We start from the raw sequence: 20,396 nt of genomic DNA, 5'->3' as shown, positions 1-20,396 counted from the left end.
AGCATCCGCACGCCGTCGGCGACTTTGCGTTCCTTGAGGATCTCGGCGGCGGCCCGCAGGTCCTCGATGCGGCCGTTGGTGCAGGAGCCTACGAAGACGGTGTCCACCTCGATGGAGCGCAGCGGCTGTCCGGCCGCCAATCCCATGTACTCCAGGGCCTTTTCGGCGGCCAGGCGCTCCGAGGCGTCCTCGTACGAAGCCGGATCGGGGACCGAGGCCGAAAGCGGAAGCCCCTGGCCCGGGTTGGTGCCCCAGGTGACGAACGGCGAGAGCCCGGCGGCGTCGATGCGGACCTCGGCGTCGAATTCCGCGTCGTCGTCGCTGCGCAGGGTCTTCCAGTACGCGACCGCGGCGTCCCAGTCGGCGCCCTCGGGGGCGTGCGGGCGGCCCTTGAGGTAGGCGAAGGTGGTCTCGTCCGGAGCGATCATGCCCGCGCGGGCACCGGCCTCGATGGACATGTTGCAGATGGTCATCCGGGCCTCCATCGACAGCTTCTCGATGGCCGCGCCGCGGTACTCCAGGATGTAGCCCTGGCCGCCGCCGGTCCCGATCCTGGCGATGATCGCCAGGATCAGGTCCTTGGCGGTGACACCCTCGGGCAGCTCGCCGTCGACGGTGATGGCCATGGTCTTCGGGCGGGCCAGCGGCAGCGTCTGGGTGGCGAGCACATGCTCGACCTGGGAGGTGCCGATGCCGAACGCCAGCGCACCGAAAGCGCCGTGCGTGGAGGTGTGGGAGTCACCGCAGACCACGGTCGTGCCGGGCTGGGTCAGGCCCAGCTGGGGGCCGACGACGTGCACGACGCCCTGCTCGACATCCCCCAGCGGATGCAGCCGGACACCGAACTCGGCGCAGTTCTTGCGCAGCGTCTCCAGCTGGGCCCTGGAGACCGGGTCCGCGATGGGCTTGTCGATGTCGAGGGTCGGGGTGTTGTGGTCCTCGGTCGCGATGGTGAGGTCGAGCCTGCGCACCTGGCGGCCGTCCTTGCGCAGCCCGTCGAAGGCCTGCGGGCTGGTCACCTCGTGCAGCAGGTGCAGATCGATGTAGAGAAGGTCGGGCTCGCCCTCGGCGCGCCGGACGACATGGTCATCCCAGACCTTCTCCGCGAGTGTCCTACCCATCGCTTTCCCTCCGGCCGGGACGGTCCCCGCAATTCGGATTCCGAAAGATTTCCTTTGCCTGTCCAAATTAGGCGGCGGCGTCCCCGCCACGTCCTTGCCGAGTCCCCACCTCGTCCTCGCCGGCGACGGTGCGCGCAGCGACGCACATTCCTCTCTTGCGCCCGTCCGAAAAGCGGTGCGAGGATCCACGGCATGCACACCACGCAATTCATCGAAGCACTGGAGACGTCGGGTTCACTGCTGCTCTCGGCCGCACTCAGGGCAGGATGGGAAACGGCGGTGCCGAGCTGTCCGGGATGGCGGGTGCGGGACCTTGTGCGGCATCAGGGAAATGTCCATCGGTGGGCCGACGAATATGTCCGGCAAGGAATCACGCAGCCGTGCCCGCTCCCCGATCACCGGGTCGGGGACGACGAGCTGGCGGCCTGGTTCGAGAAAGGACTGCGCAGTCTGGCCAACGCCCTGCGCACTGCCGACGATACCCTCGTGGCCTGGGAGTTCCTGCCCGGGGCGGCCCATCCGCGGGCCTTCTGGGCCCGCCGTCAGGCTCATGAGACCACCATGCACCGGGTGGACGCCGAACTGGTCGGCCATGGCTTGCCGTCGCCCGTCGCCGCTGACCTCGCTCTGGACGGCATCGACGAGATGCTCACCGGTTGGCATGGCCGTCCGCGTTCGCTGCTGCGCGCCGACAAACCCACCGTACTGCTCGTGGAAGCCGTGGAAGGGCGGCAATGGACGATGCGGCTGAGTTCCGCCGCTCCCCGTACGGTCCGCGCTTCCACCGGAACCTGGGATTGCCGGATCAGCGGGCCGGCGGACCGGCTGTACCGCGCACTGTGGAACAGGGAGCCGTACACCGGGAATGGGATCGTGGTGGAGGGGGATGAGCGATTGATGGCATTGTGGCGCAGCAAATCGCCCATTCTTTGAGGCACGTCGGCGACGGCCAGGAAAAAGAGGAGGGGTGTTTCCCTGCGGAACCCGCAAGGAAACACCCCTCCTGGTGCTGCCGGGCGCTTTCCTCAGTGCGCCTCGTCCGGCGAGGTGACCAGTGGCCGGTGGTCGTCCGGGTCCCGTTCCACCGGCTCGCTCCGGCGGGGCGCCGGTGCCGCCCGGCGGTGGAAGCGGTCCAGCAGCGGACCCGTCATCATGGTGGTCAGGATGGCCATCACGACCATCGCGGTGAACAGCTGGCCGTCCAGGACGCCGAGACCCAGGCCGACGTTCAAGATGACCAGTTCCGTCAGTCCGCGGGCGTTCATCAGCACGCCCAGCACGGTGGCGTCCTGCCGGTTCGCGCCCGTCAGACCGGCGGCGCCCGCCGCGCCGAGGAACTTCCCCGCGCATGCCACGACGAGCACCGCCGGCAGGATGAGCACCCCGTGCCCGCCCAGCCCGTCGAGGTCCACGGACAGGCCCGTGACCACGAAGAACACCGGCAGCAGCAGCAGGCTGGCCTGCTCGATGCGTTCGGGGACCTCGGGTGCGCCTGCGTTCACCTCGGCCCGGGGTGCCACGGCTCCGAAGGCGAACGCCCCGAACACCGCGTGCAGTCCCATGGCCTCGGTCGCCCAGGCGCTCAGCAGCAGGCCCACGACCAGGACGGCATGGGTGACCATGGCGCCGGACCACGGGCGCGCCGGGGACAGGGCCCAGGCGAGGGCCGGCCGGACGAGCCAGACCAGCGCGGCCGACAACGCAGCACAGGCGAGGGACATCCGCCCCAGGGACCAGGGGCCGGTGCTGCCGGCGAGCGCGACGACCACGGCGAGGACGATCCAGGCGAGGACGTCCTGAATCGCCGCGCAGGCCACCGAGATGACAGCCACCCGGTCCTTCTGCAGGCCGCGTTCGCCGATGATCCGGGCGAGCACCGGGAACGCGGTGATGGACATCGCCGCCCCGAGGAACAGGGCCGGCACGAGCACACCGTCCGTCTTCATCTGCGCACGGTCGAACCACGGCGCCAGCAGCACGGCCAGCCCGGCGCCCAGGGCGAACGGCAGGGCGACGGAGCCCAGTGACACGGCGGTGACCTGGGCTCCGTGGCGGCGCAGCCGGGCGGGGTCGAACTCGTAGCCGACCCCGAACATGAACAGCACCAGCCCCAGTTGGGACAGGACCTGCAGAGAGGGCCTGACGTCCGCGGGGAAGACCACGTCGACCAGGTCGCCCGGCAGCAGTCCCAGCGCACTGGGTCCGAGGACGACCCCGGCGACGATCTCACCGACGACGGCCGGCTGCCGTAGACGCCGGGCGAGCCTGGCGAAGACGGACGAGACCGCGACGATCAGCGCCAGCGCGCACAGCAGACCCGCCGTGGCTCCGGGCGAAGGCCCGGCGGCAATGGTGTGTGATCCCAAGACTCCGACTCTCCCATTCGAGGGGGAAGAAGAACGACGGCTGCGACGGGGCGGTGCGACGGGCCGGCCCGCCGCACCGCCCTGGCCTCGGCTAGCGCGCGCCCGAGCCGGCCAGCGGTGAGCCGGCCCGCAGCCGGCCCGCCAGTGCCTTGCGGTCGACCTTCCCGTTGGGGTTCAGCGGGAAGGCCTCGAGCGGGACGAGCTGCTGCGGCACCATGTTCCGCGGGAGGCTGTCGAGCAGATCACGCCGCAGGGCCCGCTCGTCGAACCGGTCGCTCGCCGGGATCACCAGACCGACCAGATAGGTGTCCTGCCCCGAGCCCACCGGAACGACGACCACGTCGCGGACGTCCTGGTGACGGCGCATGGCGTGCTCGATGTCGCCCAGGTCGATGCGCATGCCGCGGATCTTCACCTGGTGGTCCAGCCGCCCCACCACGACCAGCTCGCCCAAGGGCGTGGTGTAGCCCTGGTCACCGGTGCGGTAGAGCCGTACGTCGGCACCGCCCCGGCGCACGGTGACGAACCGGGCCGTGGCCTCCGGACCGCCGTTGAGGTAGCCGGCCCCGACACTGATCCCGGAGACGCAGATCTCCCCGACCTCGCCGTCCGGCACCTCCCGGAGATCGTCGTCCACAATGTGGATCTCCGTGTTGTAGACCGGGGGGCCCGCGGGCATCGGTCCCTCGGCGTAGGAGCCGTAGTCCACCATGCGGTGCGAGGTGGCGACGTCCGTGCACTCGGCCACGCCGTACTGGTGCAGCAGAAGGCACTGGTTGCCCTCGCGGGTGGCCCACTCCGCGACGCGGGCGGCGGACATGGGCTCGCCGCCGATGAAGACGTAGCGCAGCCCGGTCAGCACTGCGGTGTCCTGGGCCATCTCCCGCTCCACCAGCAGATACAGGGTGCTCGGGGCACAGTGCAGGGTGCGCACCCCCAGCTCGCCGATGAGCCGGTGGGCGAGGCTCACGTCGAAGCTCCGGCTGGGCAGCAGGTGCAGGGGCGCGCCGGTGAACAGCGGGGTCATCAGGCTGCGCTGGCTGATGTCGAACCCGAAGGAGCTGACCAGCAGGTTGCCCGACTCGTGGTCCAGGCCGTATTCGAGGGTGAGCCAGTTGAGCAGGTTGTACCAGCCCTCGTGGCGCACCGCGGTGGCCTTGGGCGTGCCCGTGGAGCCCGAGGTGAAGACCACGTAGCACAGGTCCCCGGGGTCGATCCGCACGACCGGATCCGTCGCGGGGAAGTCCGCGAGGCGGAGCGCCGGATCACCGATGTCGACGATCGTGCCGGCGGCCCCGGCCACCAGCGTGAGCGTGTCGGCGCCGGCCACCACCACGTTCATCCGGGGAAGCTGGGAGACCATCAGCTCCAGGCGCTCGGGCGGATAGGACGGGTCCAGCGGCACATAGGCCGCCCCGGCCTTCAGTACGCCCAGAACGGTGGCCACGAGGTCGCTCGACCGGTCGACGCACACCCCGACCACCGAGCCGCGCGCGACCCCGGCCGAGGCCAGGTAGTGGGCCACCCTGTTGGCCCGTGCGTTGAGTTCGCCGTACGTCAGGCGCTCCGCACCGCAGGTGAGGGCCGGCCGCTCCGGGTGGCGGGCGGCGTGCGACTCGAAGACACGGTGTGCGAGGCGCTCCTCCGGCAACGGGACCTTGGTGCCTGTCAGAACCATGTGATGTTCCTTGTCGGATCGAAGAGTTGTCCGGGTCCACCGGGTCCACCGGGCCCCCGGTCAGCGACGGTGCTCGCCCTTGTCCCGCTCGCCCTCGCCGTGGACGCGGTTGACGCCGTTGAGGAGGGCGGAGACGGCGGCTGTCGTGGGATCGGGGTGCAGGCCCGCCGCGTGCACGGTCTCGCCGGCGTACGTGAGGTGCGCGTACACGGCGGTGCGGTGCTCGGGCGTCTGCTGCGTGGTCCGTTCGTGCAGAGTCACCTCGTGGCCGCCGGCCCGGAGCGCCGCGACGGCCGCGGTGAGGGTGTCGTCGCCGGTGCCGGTGAGGTGGATCTCCTCACCGTCCGGTCCGACGAGGAAGAGCTGGAGCGTGGTGCCGTCGGGGCCGTCGTGCTCCGTCGCCTCCTTCAGCAGCAGCCAGGGCCGCGGCTCCAGGTAGAGGTCGGTGAAGGCCTCCCACAGTCGGCGGGAGGTCAGCTCGGCGCCCGTGCGGTCGGTGATGGCCTGGACGGCGCGGGCGAACTCGATCCGCATCGGGCGGGGCAGGTCCAGGCCGTGGTGTGTCTTGAGCACCTGGGCGATACCGCCCTTGCCGGACTGGCTGTTGACGCGGACCACGGACTCGTACGTCCGGCCGACGTCCTTCGGGTCGATGGGCAGGTAGGGCACCTGCCAGGGGAGTCGGCCGGGGCTGGTGCCACCGGCCCGGGCCTGGTCGTCGAGGGCGGCCAGCCCCTTGCCGATGGCGTCCTGGTGAGTCCCGGAGAACGCGGTGTACACCAGGTCGCCGGCATATGGATGCCGGGCGTGGACGGGCATCTGGTTGCACTCCTCGACGGTGCGGCGCACGCTGTCGATGTCGGAGAAGTCCAGCTGCGGTTCGACGCCGTGGCTGAACAGGTTCAGCGCGAGCGTGGCCAGGCAGACGTTGCCGGTTCGCTCGCCGTTGCCGAACAGGGTGCCCTCGACGCGGTCGGCCCCGGCCATCAGGGCGAGTTCCGCGGAGGCCACCGCCGTGCCGCGGTCGTTGTGCGGGTGGACGGAGAGGATCACCGACCTGCGGCGGTCGAGGTTGCGGGACATCCACTCGACCTGGTCGGCGAAGACGTTCGGGGTGTCCGTCTCGACGGTGGTCGGCAGGTTCAGGGTGACCGGGCGGTCCGGGGCTGCGTCCCAGGTGGCGATGACGGCGTTGGATACCTCCAGGGCGTACTCCGGCTCGGTGACGTTGAACGTCTCCGGGGAGAACTCGTAGCGGATCGCGGCGTCCGGCATCGCGTCGGCCAGCCGGGCCACCCGGCGCGCGGCGTCGAGCGTGTATTCCTTCAGTTCCGTCGACGACAGATGGAAGACCACGTCACGCCACAGGCAGGCGGTGGCCAGGCAGAGGTGCACCACCGCTCGCCGGGCTCCGCGCAGGGCCTCGAAGGTTCGCTCGATCAGTTCCGGGCGGGCCGGGGTGAACACCACGATCGTCACATCGTCGGGCACCCGGTCCTGGCGGATCAGGTCCCGCACGAAGTGGAACTCTGCCTCACTGGCCGCCGGATAGCCGACCTCGATCTCCTTGAACCCCAGCTCGACGAGCAGGTCGAACATCCGGCTCTTGCGCGTGGCGCCCATCGGGTTGGCCAGCGCCTGGTTGCCGTCCCGCAGGTCCACCGACGCCCACAGGGGAGCGTGCCGGAGCACGTTCGCCGGCCATGTCCGGTCCGCCAGCCCTCCGGGGACCCGTTCCGCCGCCCGGCCGTACCGCTCGATCGGCATCCCCGAGCCGCGTTGTGTGTTCCACCACGGCTGCCCCGCCGTGCTTCCGTCACCCGTACCCCTCGTTGCCACCCCGGCCATACGTGATCAGCCTCCCTGAGCCCTGGCTCGAAAACCAACCCGTCGACCGTCACCCCCCGCGTCCTCATTGCGTCCTCGAACCATCCTTATCCCGTTCCTTATAGCGCGCTCACAGAAAGAGCCGGGGTGCGGCAGAAGGAGCCGGTCGCGCCGACCGGACAACTGAGGGGGACCGTCGGAGCGGATGGTGATGCAGGTCACCGCCGAACCGCGCGAATCGGCCATTCCTGTAACTCCGGCCCGACTTCGGTCGGTTGCAGTGGCGGTGTTGCCCCGAAGGCCCCGCGGCCTGCACCATCTCACGTATTGAAAAGGGCCTTACGAGGTTCCCTCGGTGAAAGCTAGGCTCGTCGGGGAATTCCTGGGAAGGGTTGACCGACTTTTTCTCACTGACCTGATGGCTGCGGGGGTGCAGAGATGGAGTTGCGCATCTTAGGACCGTTAGAAGTCCAGGTTGGCAGTGAACGATTATTCGTCTCGGGCGCCAAGCGCCAGGCCGTGCTCGGTGCACTCGTGCTGGCCGACCGGGCACCGGTCCCGATCGACCGGCTGATCGACACCGTATGGGGGGCAAAGACCCCCGCCACGGCCGTCAAGCAGATCCGCAACGCCACCTCCGACCTGCGCCGTCTCCATCCCCGGCTGGCCGAGAACCTGCGGCTCGCGGGGGACGGTTACCAGCTGGTGACGGACGGCTGCCAGGTGGATGCAGCAACGTTTCTGCAGCGGGCTGTCGAGGCCCGGAAACTGCTGGCGGCAGGGCGTGCCGAGGATGCGCTGGAGGGGCTGAGGTCCGCCCTGGCCCTATGGCGCGGACCCGTCCTCGCAGGCCTCGACCGGCCCGCGCTGCAGGCCCAGATCGCGGCGCTCAATGAGCTGCGGCTGGTGACCATGGAGCAGCGCGTCGAATTGGAGCTGGCGGCGGGGAACCATCAGTCGCTGCTCGGCGAACTCTCCACCTGGGTGGCCGAGCAGCCACTGCGGGAACGGCTGGTGGCGCAGTTCATGCTCGCGCTGCACCGCTCCGGCGCGCAGGCCAGTGCGCTCACGCTTTTCGAACGGACCCGAAAAATCCTCAAGGAGGAACTCGGGGTCAGTCCGGGGATGGATATGCAGGAAGCTCACCGCCAAATTCTGCAGGGAATTCGGCCGGCTTCCCGCAATCAAAGCATGCGACTGGGTCGTAATAACCTCCCGCCGCGCGCCGCACATTTCACCGGACGGGCCCGGGAACAACGGGTCATCTATGAAGCGGGTCGGGTTCCGCAGACAAAGGGGCGGCCTCCCGGTTCGGCACCGGTGGTCATCGCGATCGACGGAATGGCGGGGATAGGGAAAACCACGCTCGCGCTGCATGCCGCGCACCAGCTCACGCCCAGCTACCCCGACGTGCAGCTGTTCGTCGACATGCAGGCCTACGCCATGACCGACCGCCCCCGCGATCCGGGCACCGCCCTGGGCATCCTGCTGTCCGGGCTGGGCGTGCCGCCGGAGCGTGTTCCCCGCCGTCTGGACGAACGGGTCGCCCTGTGGCGCCGGCTGCTCGCCGACCGCCAGGCGCTGATCGTCCTGGACAACGTGACCGACACCCACCAGACACTGCCCCTGCTGCCGACCTCTCCCGGCTGCCTCACCGTGGTGACCAGCCGCAACCGGCTGACGAACCTCATGGCCACCTGCCATCTGACGCTGCAGGAGATGTCCCTGTCCGAAGGGCGGACGCTCTTCGGCAAGATCGTCGGGGACGACCGGCCGTGCCGTGAGCCGGCGGCCGTCGAGCACATCGTCGACCTCTGCGGCGGCCTGCCCCTGGCGATCCGGCTCGCCGCCGCCAAGCTCCGCCACCGCCCCGGCTGGTCGGCCTCGCACCTTGCCTCGCGGCTCGGCGTGGGCCGGCAGTGGATGACCACCCTGGAGGCGGAAGGGGGCAGTGTCGCCGAGGTGTTCCGCCAGTCGTACGAGGGGCTCGGCATCGCGCAGCAGGATGTCTTCCGTCTGCTCGGACAGGTGCCGGCTGACCGGATCGAGGCGCGCACCGTCGCCGCCCGTTCCGGACTTCCGGTCGCCCACGCCGAGCGGCTTCTCGAATCCCTCGTCGACGCACATCTGTTGAGCGCCTGCGGGCCCGCGCGTTACGGCATTCACGAATTGGTCCATGCCTTCGCCGCCCAACTCGCGGGTGCGATGGCCGAGACGCCCCCGGAACCCGCCGAGGAGTGCCTCGCCGCCGTTTCCCCGGAGAAGGGAGAATTCCGGTATCGACGGGTGGCGGATCGCGACGGCGGCAGCTGACGCACGCCGCGCCGGTGCGCCGTTCATCGGTGTCAGGCGAGACCTTTGAAGGGAGTTCCCGAACAAAGATCTGCAACGAAAGCTGCGGATCAGAACCTTTGGGACTGAGCATTTGAAGGACGACGCGCGGACGCGCCTCGGGCGCGGGCCGGTCCCCCCGCCCGAGGCGCCGTCAGGACGGGCCGAGGACGGACCGAGGACAGCGGCGGCCAGGATGAGGTCGTGGGTCTGGACCAGGGCCGGTTTCCGTTCGCTCGGTTCGGCGAGCCACCGGGTGTGCCTCGTGGGGCACCAACGAGAGGAAGCATGTGAGTGCACAGCATCTTGCCGAAACGGACACCGGCCGGTCGACAGTCCGGCCCATGATACCCGGGGTCGTGGACGGCCTCATCACCGCGGTGACCGATACCGACGACAGCGTCTCCCTGCGGATCAGGGTCAAGATCCCCGGCATGGGCCCTGTGGGCTGCGACCGGATCGAGGTGCTGCTCGACGCCGAGGACAAGGAGGCCCTCGCCCGCGTCCTGCTCTCCTCGAACGGACCGGCCGGCACCGTCCGCCACCTCCCGCTCATCCGGTGCTCGGTCGGCGTCGGGGCGCGGATCCGCTCCGACGACTGAGACCGGCTGCCTGCCAGCCGAGCCATGTCGCTCAATCCCGGAAGGCCTTGCGATGGAGACCCTGGATACCGTGCTGACCAGGCGCAGCGTCAGCCGTCTCAGCGAGCCTGCCCCCGACGACGGACAGCTGCTCATCCTCGTGAAAGCCGCCATGACCGCGCCGGACCACGGCAGGCTGCTGCCGTGGCGCCTGGTCACCCTGCGCGGCGAGGAGCGTGTCGAGTTGGGCGTGCGCCTCGCCGCGTGCTCGGCGGACGATCCCCGTGCCCGGGAGCGGGCCGCCGCGAAGCCGCTGCGCGCCCCTCTGCTCATCGCCATCGTCTTCGCCCCGGTCGCCCACCGCACCATCCCGCGCTGGGAGCAGCTGGCGTCCACGGCGGCCGCGATCCAGACTCTGTCGCTGCTGCTGCACGACCGGGGTTACGCCTCCATCTGGCGCACCGGCGCCGCCACCCGCGACCACAGGGTCCGCGCCCTGCACAGCCTGCGCCCCGACGAACAACTGCTGGGCTGGCTGTACACCGGCACGGCCGTGGGCAACCCGCCGCCGCGGCGGCTGCCCGACCCGACGGCGCGGATCCGCACGCTCACGCAGCTGGCTGCCCCCCACGCGAAGGTGGAGGCCTGCTGCTGACCACTTCGGTGCGCGACTCCCATGCGGCGGCGCCCCGTTGAGACCCGGTGCCCGACTCGGTCACGCCGAGCAGCGAGCACCGCACCGAGTTCGTGCCCGGCCCGACGGCGCCGGGGACCGCCGGTCCCCGCAAGGCGCCGTACGGCCGGATCACGAGCAACCGCACCCGATGAACCCGAGAGGAGGGATCAGCCATGAAGGTCACCCGCGTGTACGAGGAAGGCCTCGTCAAGGAGTGGCACGGCAACGTCATCTGACGCCGGCCCCGCTCATGCCGGCCGTGGCGGGGGGCACGCACCCCCGCCACGGCACACCCTGCCCCCAGAACAGGAGTCCCACGATGCGGCAACCCAGGATCAAGGAGTTCCTCCGGATCCACCAGGTGGAGGGGGACCCGCACCTGTACATCGGGATCGGTCCCGAGAAGGTGCAGATCGCCGATCCCACCGACCAGATGATCTCCTTCACGCTCGCCCTCGACGGCACGCTCACCCGCGACGAACTCCGGGCGCGCTTCCCGGAGACCGACGACTGGCTGGCGGCGCTCGACGCCCAGGGCGTGCTGGACGACGCGGCGGCCACACCCGCGCTCGACACCGACGACCTGCGCCGCTGGAGTCGGCAGATCAACCACCTCAGGCTTTACGACCGGGAGGACTGGGACGGTTACGAGGGCATGCGCCGGCTGCGCGAAGCCCGCGTGGTGGTCATCGGGACCGGGGCGGGCGGCACGACCCTGCTGCGGCTGCTGAACGCCGCCGGGATCGGCACCCTCGAGGCGGTGGACTTCGACACCTTCGCCGAGGAGAACCTGCCCACACACCCGACCTTCGACGAGCAGGACGTGGGCGTGCCCAAGCTGGAGGCGCTCAAACGCCACCTCGCTCTGCAGAACTCGCGTTCCCGGTTCATCCCCCACCACACCCGCATCGAGTCCGCCGACGACATCGTCAAACTCGTCGACGGCGCCGACTTCTTCTTCAACGCCTACGACCGGCCCCGCAACCAGGCGATCCGCTGGTCGAACGAGGCGAGCCTGCGCACGGGCGTGCCGTTCGGCCAGATCGGCATCACCGACAAGGGTGCCCGGGTCGGCCCCACCATGCTCCCCGGCCGGACGCCGTGCATGGAGTGCGTCGGCATCCGCGATCTGGACATCCTGCGCGCGGAGAAGTCGGGCAGCCTCACCGGCACCCTGGTGGCCATGGTGGCGGGCATCGCCGTCAACGAGGTGGTCGGCCTGGTGTCCGGGGCCAAGTCGACCTCCCGCACGGCGGGCAGGAGCCTGTACGTCAACACCGAGACACTCACGTTCGACTTCACCGAGTTCTCCTTCCGCCCCGACTGCCCCTGCCAGAAGGGCCGGTCGCCACGGTGACGACCGCTGAACGATCCCCGGAGCCGGACCAGGGCGAGGCAGACCGCACCGGGGTCGCATCGCTCGCCCGCTCCTGGCTGCCCACCGCCCTCGGCTCCTCCATGCTCGCCTGGGAGATCCCGCTGGTGGTGGCGATAGTCGGACGCATGTCCGGCGGCGCGTCGGCGATGGCGGCGCTGGGCGCCGGGCTGTCGGTGCTGTTCGTGGTCAACTCCCCGGCGCTCGCACTGGCCCCGGTGGTCGTCACCGAGGTCGCCCACCACGGCTCGCGCCCCCTGCTGCGCCGCGCCCTGGCCACCGGAGGACTCGGCTGCGTCCTGCTGGCGGCGTCGGCGTTGCTGCCCGGGGTCTCGTCCGGGTTTCCCGCGCTCCTGGGGCTGCCGGAGGAGGTGCGGTACGACTTCCGGACCTGTCTGCTGTCGTTCGCGTCCGCGCCGCTCGCCGTTGCGGTGCGCCGCTTCCTGCACGGCCGGCTGATCGCCGACGACACCACCCGGCCCATCGCGGTGGCCACCGTGGTCCGCATCGGCGCCACCGTGGTTGCCGGCCTCGGCCTGTGGCGGGCGGGGGCGGCGGCCGGGGCGACCGGTGGACTCGCCCTGTCCGTGGGGGCCTGGGCGGAGAGCGCCGTCCTGGCGCTGTCCGCGCGGCGGCTGGCGCCGGTGCCGGTGCCGGAGACACCAGGGCGCGGGATCCTGCTGCAGCATGCGCGCATCACCTCCAGCGTGCTGCTCAACATGAGCCCCGCGCTGGTGACCACCGTCGTGATCGCCCGGTCGGAACAGGCCGCCGACTCCCTGGTCGTGTGGCCCGCCCTGTACGGGCTGGTGTCCCTGGGCACTGTGCCGCTGTCCGACCTCGACTCGGTCGGCGCCGCTTTCCTGAAGCGGGCGGGCCGGCCGGCCGTGCTCGCGCGGTTCACCGTCCTGCTCGCCGGGGTGCTGCTCGCGCTGTCCCTGCTGATCGTACTGACCCCGCTGGGCCGCCTGTACATCGCTGGGTTCAGCAACGTCCCGGCCGGACCAGCGGGCCTCGGACTGAGCTGGATGGCCGTACTCGCGGCCGCCCCGCCGCTGTGGGCGGTGCGCGGCCGGCTGCGCGCCATGGCGATCGCCGTGGGAGCCAGTCGCGTGCTGCCCCGGGCGGCGGCCGTCCACCTCACGGCCTTCCTGGTGTTCGGCCTCCTGCTGCCGTTCACGGCCCTTCCCGGCGTGGCCGGAGCGGGCCTGGCCCTGGTCGGCGCGCTGACCATCGAGACGCTGAGCCTGCGGGAGATGATCGGCGGCACGCCCCGTCTGCCCGCACCGGCCGGACGCGGGCGGAAGGCCCCGGGCTGAGCACCGGTCTCAGCGCTTCTCCGCCCCATTCGCCTGCGGGGCGTGGGCTGTGGCGTTCAGGGTGGCGGCCAGGGACCGGAGGCGGTGCGGGTCACGGCGGACGCCGGGCAGCACGTCTCCCGCAGCGTCCCCAGGTGGATCCGCGCCACCTCGGTTCCGGTGCACTCGCCGGTCAAGCGCGGCCCACGGCCTGGTGCCGGGATGCTCGCCGGGCCCCCGGCCGGGATCTACTGGCCGGCCCTCACTCCTGGGGGTCAAGGGGGCGCAGGTTCACATCCTGTCGTACCGGCAGTGAGTCGGATGCTTCCGCGGGCCAGGGGCTCTCTTCGGAGGGCCCCGGTCGTGTCGGTCGGCGGGATCCGGCGGCCTTCCGGACCCGAGGCCGACGGTTCAGGTCTGCGCGTCGCGTGCCGGCACCGAACGATGGTGCAACCGGGCGGCCAGTACCGCGACGTCGTCCTCCGCGTGCCGGGCGTCCAGGCGGGCGAGCAGCGTGTCCAGGACGTCCTCGATACCGGAGGCGGCCTCGAAGCCGACCTCGGTGAGCCGGCGCAGGGACCCGTCGATGTCCTCGCCGCGGCGCTCGACGAGCCCGTCGGTGAAGAGGACCAGCGTCTGGGACGGATCCAGCCGGTAGGTGACCGGCTCATAGCCGCCCAGGCCGGTGCCCAGAGGCGGGCCGACCGGTATGGGCAACAGGGAGGCGCGGCCCCGCTCGTCGATCACGGCCGGGGGCAGGTGGCCCGCGCTCGTGATCGTCACCTGGCCCCGATTGGGGTCGATCTGCGCGATGAGGCAGGTCGCGGGTCTGCGGTCCGGCTCGCCGGCAGCGAGGTCGTCGAGCTGGCGCAGTACGCGGTGCGGCGGCAGTTCGGCGGAGGCGATGTAGCGCAGGGACGAGCGGTAGGCGGTCATGTCGACGGCGGCCTCCAGACCGTGGCCCATGACATCGCCGACCACGAGCAGCGTACGGCCGAAGTGCAGCCGGACGGTCTCGCACCAGTCTCCGCCGATCAGCGCGCTCTGCCCGACGGGGAGGTAGCGGATGGCCACGTCCAGGTTGGGATGCGGCCGGCCGGGGGCCGACAGCAGGGCACGCTGGAGCTTGCCGACGATGCCGCTCACCGCGTCATGCTCCCGGGCGTGCCGGATGTGGGAGGCGGCACGTTCGGTGAGAAACGCCAGGGCTTCCCTCTCCTCGTGGGTGAACGGCGTCCCCTCCCGGGCACTCGCCAGCACGCCGTAGCAGTGAGCGTTCGTGGCCAGCGGCACGCAGAGCGCAACCCCGGGGTGCCCCGGCACCGGATACGGGAGTCCGCTCTCCCGCCGGCCCGCCGCCTCCTGCCTCGCAGCCGCGACCAGCCAGGGGCCGGGCAGCAGGGCCGGGTTCCCCGCGGCGGTCTCGTACTGCGAGCGGAACTCGCGCCCGCCGCGCAGCACGGCAGCCGCACCACCCACCTGCCCGGCGACCTCCCGGACCAGCTCCGCGCACGTGGCGTCCTCATCGAGCGTGGTGCCGATCCGCGCCGCGGCCTGGCGCAGCGTACTCAGCCGGGACGGGACGCCGTTGCCCGGCTCGGTCGCGGGGCCGGGCACGGGTGGCTCCGCCATCGCCGGCCCACGAAACGACTCCAAACCTCCCGCCACGTTCACCACCCTAAGCGCATGGCGACTCCGCGGAGGTAACACGTGTGTTGCATCCCTCCGAACACGCCCCCAGGGAACGGTACTTGCCGCGCGGCCGGACCGCCGAGCCGACCGAACCCCGTACTCATCGGAAGGCGCCGCGATCGGCTGGAGGCACGGCTCGGGACGTCCCTACGGAAAGGGCCCGTTCGGCGGCTTCGCGCAGGACCTCGGCGCTCTCCACCAGGGCCCGGTGCTCTTCGGGGGTCATGGGAGGCTCGTGCATCTGCTGGACCCCGCCCGCGCCGAGAACGCTGGACAGGGAGAGCGTGACCTGGTGGGCGGACGAGTGGGCGGCAACGGGCAGCACCGCGCGTTCGTCGCGCAGGACCGGGTGTCGCTGACGGCGGTGTACGCCCTCTGGGTACAGGAAGCCGCATGTGTTCTCCACCGTTGGGCGGGGCCCCGGCACCCGCCACCGCGCCGCTGTCGCTCACAGATTGATCATGTGCCCGGCCAGGCCGTGCAGCGCGTCCTGGACCGCCTCGCTCAGCGTGGGGTGAGCATGCACGTTCCTCACCAGCTCGGTCACCGTCAGATCCCACTTCTGCGCCAGGGTCAGTTCCGGGAGCAGCTCGGTGACATCCGGGCCGATCAGATGGCCCCCCAGGAGTTCGCCATGGCGCGTGTCGCTGATGAGCTTCACAAAGCCGGCCGTCTCGCCGAAGCCGTGCGCCTTCGCGTTCGCGGTGAAGGGGAACGTCGCGACACGGACGTCGAACCCCGCGTCCCTGGCCTCCCTCTCGGTCCAGCCGAAACTGGCGATCTGGGGCCGGCAGAACGTGGCGCGGGGAATCATGCGGTAGTCGAGTTCCATCGTCTCCACACCGGCGATGGTCTCGGCGGCGACGATGCCCATCGCCTCGGCCGCATGGGCGAGCATGAGCTTCGCCGTGACGTCGCCGATGGCGAAGATGTGCGGCCGGCTGGTACGGCACCGGGCGTCGACGTCGATGGCGCCGCGGTCCGTGAGCCGGACGCCCGCCTGCCCGAGCCCGTACCCGGTCGTGCGCGGCTGGAAGCCCAGCGCCTGGAGCACCGTGTCCGCTTCCAGGACCTTCTGCTGCCCGCCCCGCGAGACGACGACGCGAACGCCGTCCGCCGTCTCCTCCATCGAGTCCACGCGGGTGGACGTCATCACCGTGATCCCCTGCCGGCGGAACTGCCGGGCCAGTTCCGCGGAGACCTCCTCGTCCTCCAGGGGAGCGATCCGGTCGAAGAACTCGACCAGGGTGACGTCGACGCCATAGGCCCGCAGCAAGTAGGCGAACTCCACTCCGATGGCGCCCGCTCCGGCGATGATGATGCTCGCGGGCACGTGGTCGGAGAGGATCTGCTCCTCATAGGTCACGATGCGCCGGCCGAGGCGGGTCCCCGGCAGCAGCTTCACGGTGGAGCCGGTGGCGATGATGCAGTGGGCGAAGGTGAGGGTGGCCTCCCCGTCGGACATCCGCACGTTCAGGGTGTGGGGGTCGACGAAGGATCCCTGCCCCTCGTACTGCGCGATGCCGTTCTTGCGCATCAGATAGGTGACGCCTTTCGCCCGGCCGTCGGCCACCTTTCTGCTCCTGAGATACGCCGCCCGGTAGTCGAGCCCCACCGAACCGTCGATCCGCACGCCGAAGGTGTCCCGCTCCCGCAGCACGAGATGGGCCACTTCCGCGTTTCTGAGGAGGGACTTCGCCGGGATGCAGCCGATGTTCAGGCAGATCCCGCCCCAGAACCGTGCTTCGACGATGGCGGTTCTCAGCCCCAGTTGGGCACACCGAATGGCGGCCACATACCCACCCGGGCCCGCGCCCAGGACCACCACATCGAATTCCGCGTTCATGATCCGGCCTCACGGTTGACGGAGTGCACGTTGCCGAGGTCGATGGAGCCGGCCGTCAGCCCAAGCGCACCCCGCAGGGAACGTTGGCCCGGCCCGCGACAGCCGTCCGGGAGGCGGCCACGCCTGGTAACCGATCCGGCTCACGGACGGCACCCGAACAGACGACTGGGGAGGCGGCGGACGACGCGGTCCGGTCGGGTGCCGGCACATGAACTCAGGGGCGGTTCGCCGTCCCTGGCAGGACGGCAGGCATGGAGATCGTGCCGGGACTCGGCGTCGGCCTCGTCAGGATCGGCGAAGAGCGCTCGCAGGTCGAAGAGCGCCTCGGTCCCCCGTATCACGGTCCCGGCGGCCGGCGGGACCGTGCACACCGCCAAGCCGTCTCGCCGGCGCCGTACGCCTCCTTCACCGGGCGATGGCAACCGGGCGTCACGGACAGGAACGCAGGCCCGGCCCCCGGCCGGGCCTGCGTGGGGGAGCGGAGCGAGCCGTCGGCCGGTGTTCGGCTCAGGCCTGGGTCTCGGTGCGGTCGGACGTGCCCCACAGCGTGTGGAAGCTGCCCTCGCGGTCGACACGCCGGTAGGTGTGGGCGCCGAAGTAGTCGCGCTGGCCCTGGGTGAGCGCGGCCGGAAGGCGTTCGGCGCGCAGGGAGTCGTAGTACGACAGCGCCGCCGAGAACGCCGGCACCGGCACGCCCCGGCGGGCCGCGACGGCGACCACCTCGCGCCACGGCACCTGTGCGTCCGTGATCTCGGCCGCGAAGCCCTCGTCCGACAGCAGGCTCACCAGGCCCGGGTCGGCGGCGTAGGCGGCGCGGATGCGGTCGAGGAAGGCGGCCCGGATGATGCAGCCGCCGCGCCAGATGGTGGCGACCGCGCCGAGGTCGATGGTCCAGCCGAACTCCTCGGCGGCGTCCAGGATCATCTTCCAGCCCTGGTCGTAGGCGATCAGCTTCGACGCGTACAGCGCCTGCTCCACCTGCGCGGTGAAGCGCTCGGCCTCGTACGGGGTCAGGCCCGAGCCGGAGCCTCCGGGCAGTCCGCGGTAGGCCTCGCGCAGCGCGGACTGGCCGGAGGCGGCGCGGGCGAAGGTGGCCTGGGCGATGGCGGTCACCGGCGAGCCCAGCTCCAGCGCCGTCTGCACGGTCCAGCGCCCGGTGCCCTTCTGCCCGGCGGCGTCGGCGACCACGTCCACGAACGGGTTGCCGGTCGCCGCGTCCACGTGGGACAGCACCTCGGCCGTGATCTCGATCAGATAGGAGTCAAGGCGCCCCTTGTTCCACTCGCGGAAGATCTCGGCGATCGCCGCCGGAGAGAATCCGGCGACCTGGCGCAGCAGGTCGTAGGCCTCGCCGATGAGCTGCATGTCGGCGTACTCGATCCCGTTGTGCACCATCTTCACGAAGTGCCCGGCGCCGTCCGTGCCGACATGCGTCGTGCACGGCTCGCCGTCGACCTTCGCGCTGATCTTCTCGAACATGGGACCGAGCGCGGCATACGACTCCGGTGAACCTCCGGGCATGATGCTCGGCCCGTTGAGCGCGCCCTCCTCGCCTCCGGAGACACCCGCGCCGACGAAGTGGATGCCGCGCTCGCGCAGGGACCGCTCACGGCGCCGGGTGTCCGCGAAGTGCGCGTTGCCGCCGTCGATGATCATGTCGCCGGGTTCCAGAAGCGGGGCGAACTCCTCGATCACCGCGTCGGTGGCCGCGCCCGCCTGCACCATGATCATGAGGCGGCGGGGGCGCTCCAGCGCCGCCACGAAGTCCTCGGCCGTCTCGGCGGCCACGAACGCCCCCTCGTGCCCGAACTCCTCGACCAGTGCCTTGGTTCTGGTCGGGGTGCGGTTGTGCACGGCGACGGTGTACCCGTGCCGGGCGAAGTTCCGGGCCAGGTTACGGCCCATCACCGCGAGTCCGGTGACGCCGATCTGGGCGGTCGCCTGCATGCTGTGCTCCTTGGGTCCGGATCCGCCCCTGCCCGCGCGTCCGGCGGGTGCGGCGGATGTCGCTCGGTACGGCATGTGCCGCTGTACCGGTCAAGTACGGACGACGGGGCACCGGTTGCTCACCGGGGAGGGCGGGATCTGCGCGGCGGCCGGACGTGAGGTGTGGCCCGAGGGGCGGGGCGGAGGCGGTGCTCACGTCCCGACGACGTGGAGGGAGGCCCACAGCGCCACCACCGCCCCCGCCAGGGCGGTCGGCACCGTGATCGCCGCGAGCCGGGTGAACTCCCTGAGATCCACGCCATGGCTGTGCTGATGGACGATGCGCCGCCACAGCAGCGTGGCCAGCGATCCGGCGTAGGTCAGATTGGGGCCGATGTTCACACCGAGCAGCACGGCCAGCACCGCGCCGGGCCCGGACGGGGCGGCCAGCGGCAGCAGGACCAGGACCGCCGGGAGATTGTTGATCAGGTTGGCCAGCAGGGCCGCCAGGGCCGCGACCCCCAGCAGGGCGGGAAGTCCCGTACCGCCCGGGATCAGCCGGCCGAGGGCGTCCGAGAGCCCGTTGTCCACGACGGCGCGCACCACGATCCCCAGGGCCAGCACGAAGGCCAGAAAGGACGGTGCCGCCGCCCGCACCACCGTGAGCGGGGTGGCCTTGCGCCGGACGAGCGCACGGCCGGCGAGGACCAGCGCACCACCCAGCGCCGACCACGCCGGGTCGATGCCGACCGCCGAGGCGACCACGAAACCGGCGAGCGTGCAGGCGACGGTCACCAGCGCGAACAGCGGTGGCTGCGGCGTTTCGCCTGGCCCCTCGGCCGTGGCACCGGCCGCCAGGTCACGACGGAAGAAGTGCCGGAAGACGACATACTCGGCCCCGATGGCCACCAGCCACGGCAGGGCCATCAGGGCGGCGAAGCGGGTGAAGCTCAGCCCGGCCGCGCCGAACGCGAGCAGGTTGGTGAGGTTGGAGACCGGCAGCAGCAGCGAGGCCGTGTTCGACAGATGCGTGCAGGCGTACAGATGCGGCTTCGGGCGTGCGCCCATCCGGGCCGCCGTCGCGAACACCACGGGGGTGAGCAGCACGATCGTGGCGTCCAGGCTGAGCACCGCGGTGATCACCGAGGCGAGCGCGAAGACGGCGGTCAGCAGCCGGCCGGGACGGCCCGCCGCCCAGCGCGCCATCCACGCGCCGCAGGCCCGGAACAGGCCCTCCGTGTCGCAGAAGTGCGCCACCACCAGGACGGCGGCCAGAAAACCGACCACCGGCCCCAGGCGCCCCGCCTCGGCCCGCGCGTGGTCCAGCGACAGCGCTCCGGTCGCCACCGCGATCCCGGCGGCGGGAACCGCCACGACCGCCTCCGGCAGCCCGAAGGGACGGACCACCGCGCCGGCCAGCACGGCGATGAGCAGGAGGACGGAGAGGGCCTCGGCGAGCGGGGTGTTCAGGGCACGGTCCTTTCCTTGAGCGGGGCCTGGAGGGCCTTCGAGCGGGAGCGATGCCGCCCTTCCATCACACCAGGCCGGTCAGCCGGTCCATCACACCAGGCTGAACGGCGGACGTCCGCACACCGGGCCGGGCGGTCGGCTCCGGCCCCCGGACCGGGCGGTCGGCTCCGGCACGCCGGGCCGTCAGCGCTCCCCGGTTGCAAGGCGCG

The 20,396-nt window shown here is 71.2% G+C and carries 15 protein-coding genes; 6 read left to right on the top strand and 9 right to left on the bottom strand.

What is annotated here, in order from left to right; translation table 11 throughout:
- On the bottom strand, positions 1 to 1,121 hold a 1,121-nt coding region (gene leuC, locus ACIP94_RS15410; protein WP_402424946.1), incomplete at its 3' end, for a 3-isopropylmalate dehydratase large subunit.
- 192 nt (positions 1,122 to 1,313) lie between these two features.
- On the opposite strand from leuC, the gene ACIP94_RS15405 reads away from it, so the two are divergent.
- On the top strand, positions 1,314 to 2,054 hold the full coding sequence (locus tag ACIP94_RS15405; RefSeq protein ID WP_402424943.1) for a maleylpyruvate isomerase family mycothiol-dependent enzyme: 741 nt from the start codon (positions 1,314 to 1,316) through the stop codon (positions 2,052 to 2,054).
- A gap of 92 nt (positions 2,055 to 2,146) precedes the next feature.
- On the opposite strand, the gene ACIP94_RS15400 is transcribed toward ACIP94_RS15405, so the two are convergent.
- From ACIP94_RS15400 to ACIP94_RS15390, 3 genes are all read right to left on the bottom strand, one after another.
- Positions 2,147 to 3,487, bottom strand: a complete 1,341-nt coding sequence (locus tag ACIP94_RS15400) for a cation:proton antiporter (protein WP_402424940.1) — start codon at positions 3,485 to 3,487, stop codon at positions 2,147 to 2,149.
- 91 nt (positions 3,488 to 3,578) lie between these two features.
- On the bottom strand, positions 3,579 to 5,165 hold the full coding sequence (locus ACIP94_RS15395) for an amino acid adenylation domain-containing protein (protein ID WP_402424937.1): 1,587 nt from the start codon (positions 5,163 to 5,165) through the stop codon (positions 3,579 to 3,581).
- 60 nt (positions 5,166 to 5,225) lie between these two features.
- Positions 5,226 to 7,013: a 2-isopropylmalate synthase gene (locus ACIP94_RS15390; protein WP_402424934.1), complete on the bottom strand. Its 1,788-nt coding sequence runs from the start codon at positions 7,011 to 7,013 to the stop codon at positions 5,226 to 5,228.
- Between the two features lie 417 nt (positions 7,014 to 7,430).
- On the opposite strand from ACIP94_RS15390, the gene ACIP94_RS15385 reads away from it, so the two are divergent.
- The 5 genes from ACIP94_RS15385 to ACIP94_RS15365 all read left to right on the top strand — a co-directional run bounded on the left by ACIP94_RS15385 (position 7,431) and on the right by ACIP94_RS15365 (position 13,274).
- Positions 7,431 to 9,305 (top strand): BTAD domain-containing putative transcriptional regulator, encoded by a 1,875-nt coding sequence (locus ACIP94_RS15385; RefSeq protein ID WP_402424931.1) that lies wholly within the window; start codon positions 7,431 to 7,433, stop codon positions 9,303 to 9,305.
- A gap of 362 nt (positions 9,306 to 9,667) precedes the next feature.
- Positions 9,668 to 9,925: a hypothetical protein gene (locus tag ACIP94_RS15380; protein WP_402424928.1), complete on the top strand. Its 258-nt coding sequence runs from the start codon at positions 9,668 to 9,670 to the stop codon at positions 9,923 to 9,925.
- Positions 9,926 to 9,977: 52 nt separating this feature from the next.
- Positions 9,978 to 10,559 (top strand): nitroreductase, encoded by a 582-nt coding sequence (locus tag ACIP94_RS15375; RefSeq protein WP_402424925.1) that lies wholly within the window; start codon positions 9,978 to 9,980, stop codon positions 10,557 to 10,559.
- 340 nt (positions 10,560 to 10,899) lie between these two features.
- Complete coding sequence (locus tag ACIP94_RS15370; protein WP_402424922.1) at positions 10,900 to 11,937, top strand: HesA/MoeB/ThiF family protein; 1,038 nt, start codon at positions 10,900 to 10,902, stop codon at positions 11,935 to 11,937.
- Positions 11,934 to 13,274 (top strand): hypothetical protein, encoded by a 1,341-nt coding sequence (locus ACIP94_RS15365; protein ID WP_402424919.1) that lies wholly within the window; start codon positions 11,934 to 11,936, stop codon positions 13,272 to 13,274. The genes ACIP94_RS15370 and ACIP94_RS15365 overlap by 4 nt, the downstream gene beginning before the upstream one ends.
- 390 nt (positions 13,275 to 13,664) lie before the next feature.
- Here ACIP94_RS15365 and ACIP94_RS15360 read toward each other — a convergent pair whose 3' ends face one another.
- The 5 genes from ACIP94_RS15360 to ACIP94_RS15340 all read right to left on the bottom strand — a co-directional run bounded on the left by ACIP94_RS15360 (position 13,665) and on the right by ACIP94_RS15340 (position 20,187).
- Entirely contained in the window at positions 13,665 to 14,885 is a 1,221-nt protein-coding gene (locus ACIP94_RS15360; protein WP_402424916.1) for a PP2C family protein-serine/threonine phosphatase, read from the bottom strand.
- 160 nt (positions 14,886 to 15,045) lie between these two features.
- Positions 15,046 to 15,351, bottom strand: a complete 306-nt coding sequence (locus ACIP94_RS15355; protein WP_402424913.1) for a hypothetical protein — start codon at positions 15,349 to 15,351, stop codon at positions 15,046 to 15,048.
- Between the two features lie 42 nt (positions 15,352 to 15,393).
- Positions 15,394 to 16,791: a dihydrolipoyl dehydrogenase gene (gene lpdA / locus ACIP94_RS15350; RefSeq protein ID WP_402424910.1), complete on the bottom strand. Its 1,398-nt coding sequence runs from the start codon at positions 16,789 to 16,791 to the stop codon at positions 15,394 to 15,396.
- A 507-nt stretch (positions 16,792 to 17,298) separates the two neighbouring features.
- Positions 17,299 to 18,738, bottom strand: a complete 1,440-nt coding sequence (gene gndA / locus ACIP94_RS15345) for an NADP-dependent phosphogluconate dehydrogenase (RefSeq protein WP_402424908.1) — start codon at positions 18,736 to 18,738, stop codon at positions 17,299 to 17,301.
- A gap of 192 nt (positions 18,739 to 18,930) precedes the next feature.
- Positions 18,931 to 20,187 carry an arsenic transporter gene (locus tag ACIP94_RS15340; protein WP_402424974.1) on the bottom strand — a complete coding sequence of 419 codons (1,257 nt, stop codon included), beginning with the start codon at positions 20,185 to 20,187 and terminating at the stop codon, positions 18,931 to 18,933.
- Positions 20,188 to 20,396 lie beyond the last annotated feature (209 nt).

The organism is Streptomyces sp. NPDC093261, from assembly GCF_044753645.1.
Taxonomy (GTDB): domain Bacteria; phylum Actinomycetota; class Actinomycetes; order Streptomycetales; family Streptomycetaceae; genus Streptomyces.
The sequence above is the reverse complement of the archived record's forward strand: the minus strand, read 5'-3'. Positions and strand labels throughout refer to the sequence as shown.

Coding starts and splice junctions, on each gene's coding strand:
- ACIP94_RS15405 (WP_402424943.1), top strand. CDS start 1,314: ATGCACACCACGCAATTCATCGAAGCACTGGAGACGTCGGGTTCACTG.
- ACIP94_RS15395 (WP_402424937.1), bottom strand. CDS start 5,165: ATGGTTCTGACAGGCACCAAGGTCCCGTTGCCGGAGGAGCGCCTCGCA.
- ACIP94_RS15390 (WP_402424934.1), bottom strand. CDS start 7,013: ATGGCCGGGGTGGCAACGAGGGGTACGGGTGACGGAAGCACGGCGGGG.
- ACIP94_RS15385 (WP_402424931.1), top strand. CDS start 7,431: ATGGAGTTGCGCATCTTAGGACCGTTAGAAGTCCAGGTTGGCAGTGAA.
- ACIP94_RS15380 (WP_402424928.1), top strand. CDS start 9,668: ATGATACCCGGGGTCGTGGACGGCCTCATCACCGCGGTGACCGATACC.
- ACIP94_RS15375 (WP_402424925.1), top strand. CDS start 9,978: ATGGAGACCCTGGATACCGTGCTGACCAGGCGCAGCGTCAGCCGTCTC.
- ACIP94_RS15370 (WP_402424922.1), top strand. CDS start 10,900: ATGCGGCAACCCAGGATCAAGGAGTTCCTCCGGATCCACCAGGTGGAG.
- ACIP94_RS15360 (WP_402424916.1), bottom strand. CDS start 14,885: ATGGCGGAGCCACCCGTGCCCGGCCCCGCGACCGAGCCGGGCAACGGC.
- lpdA (WP_402424910.1), bottom strand. CDS start 16,791: ATGAACGCGGAATTCGATGTGGTGGTCCTGGGCGCGGGCCCGGGTGGG.
- gndA (WP_402424908.1), bottom strand. CDS start 18,738: ATGCAGGCGACCGCCCAGATCGGCGTCACCGGACTCGCGGTGATGGGC.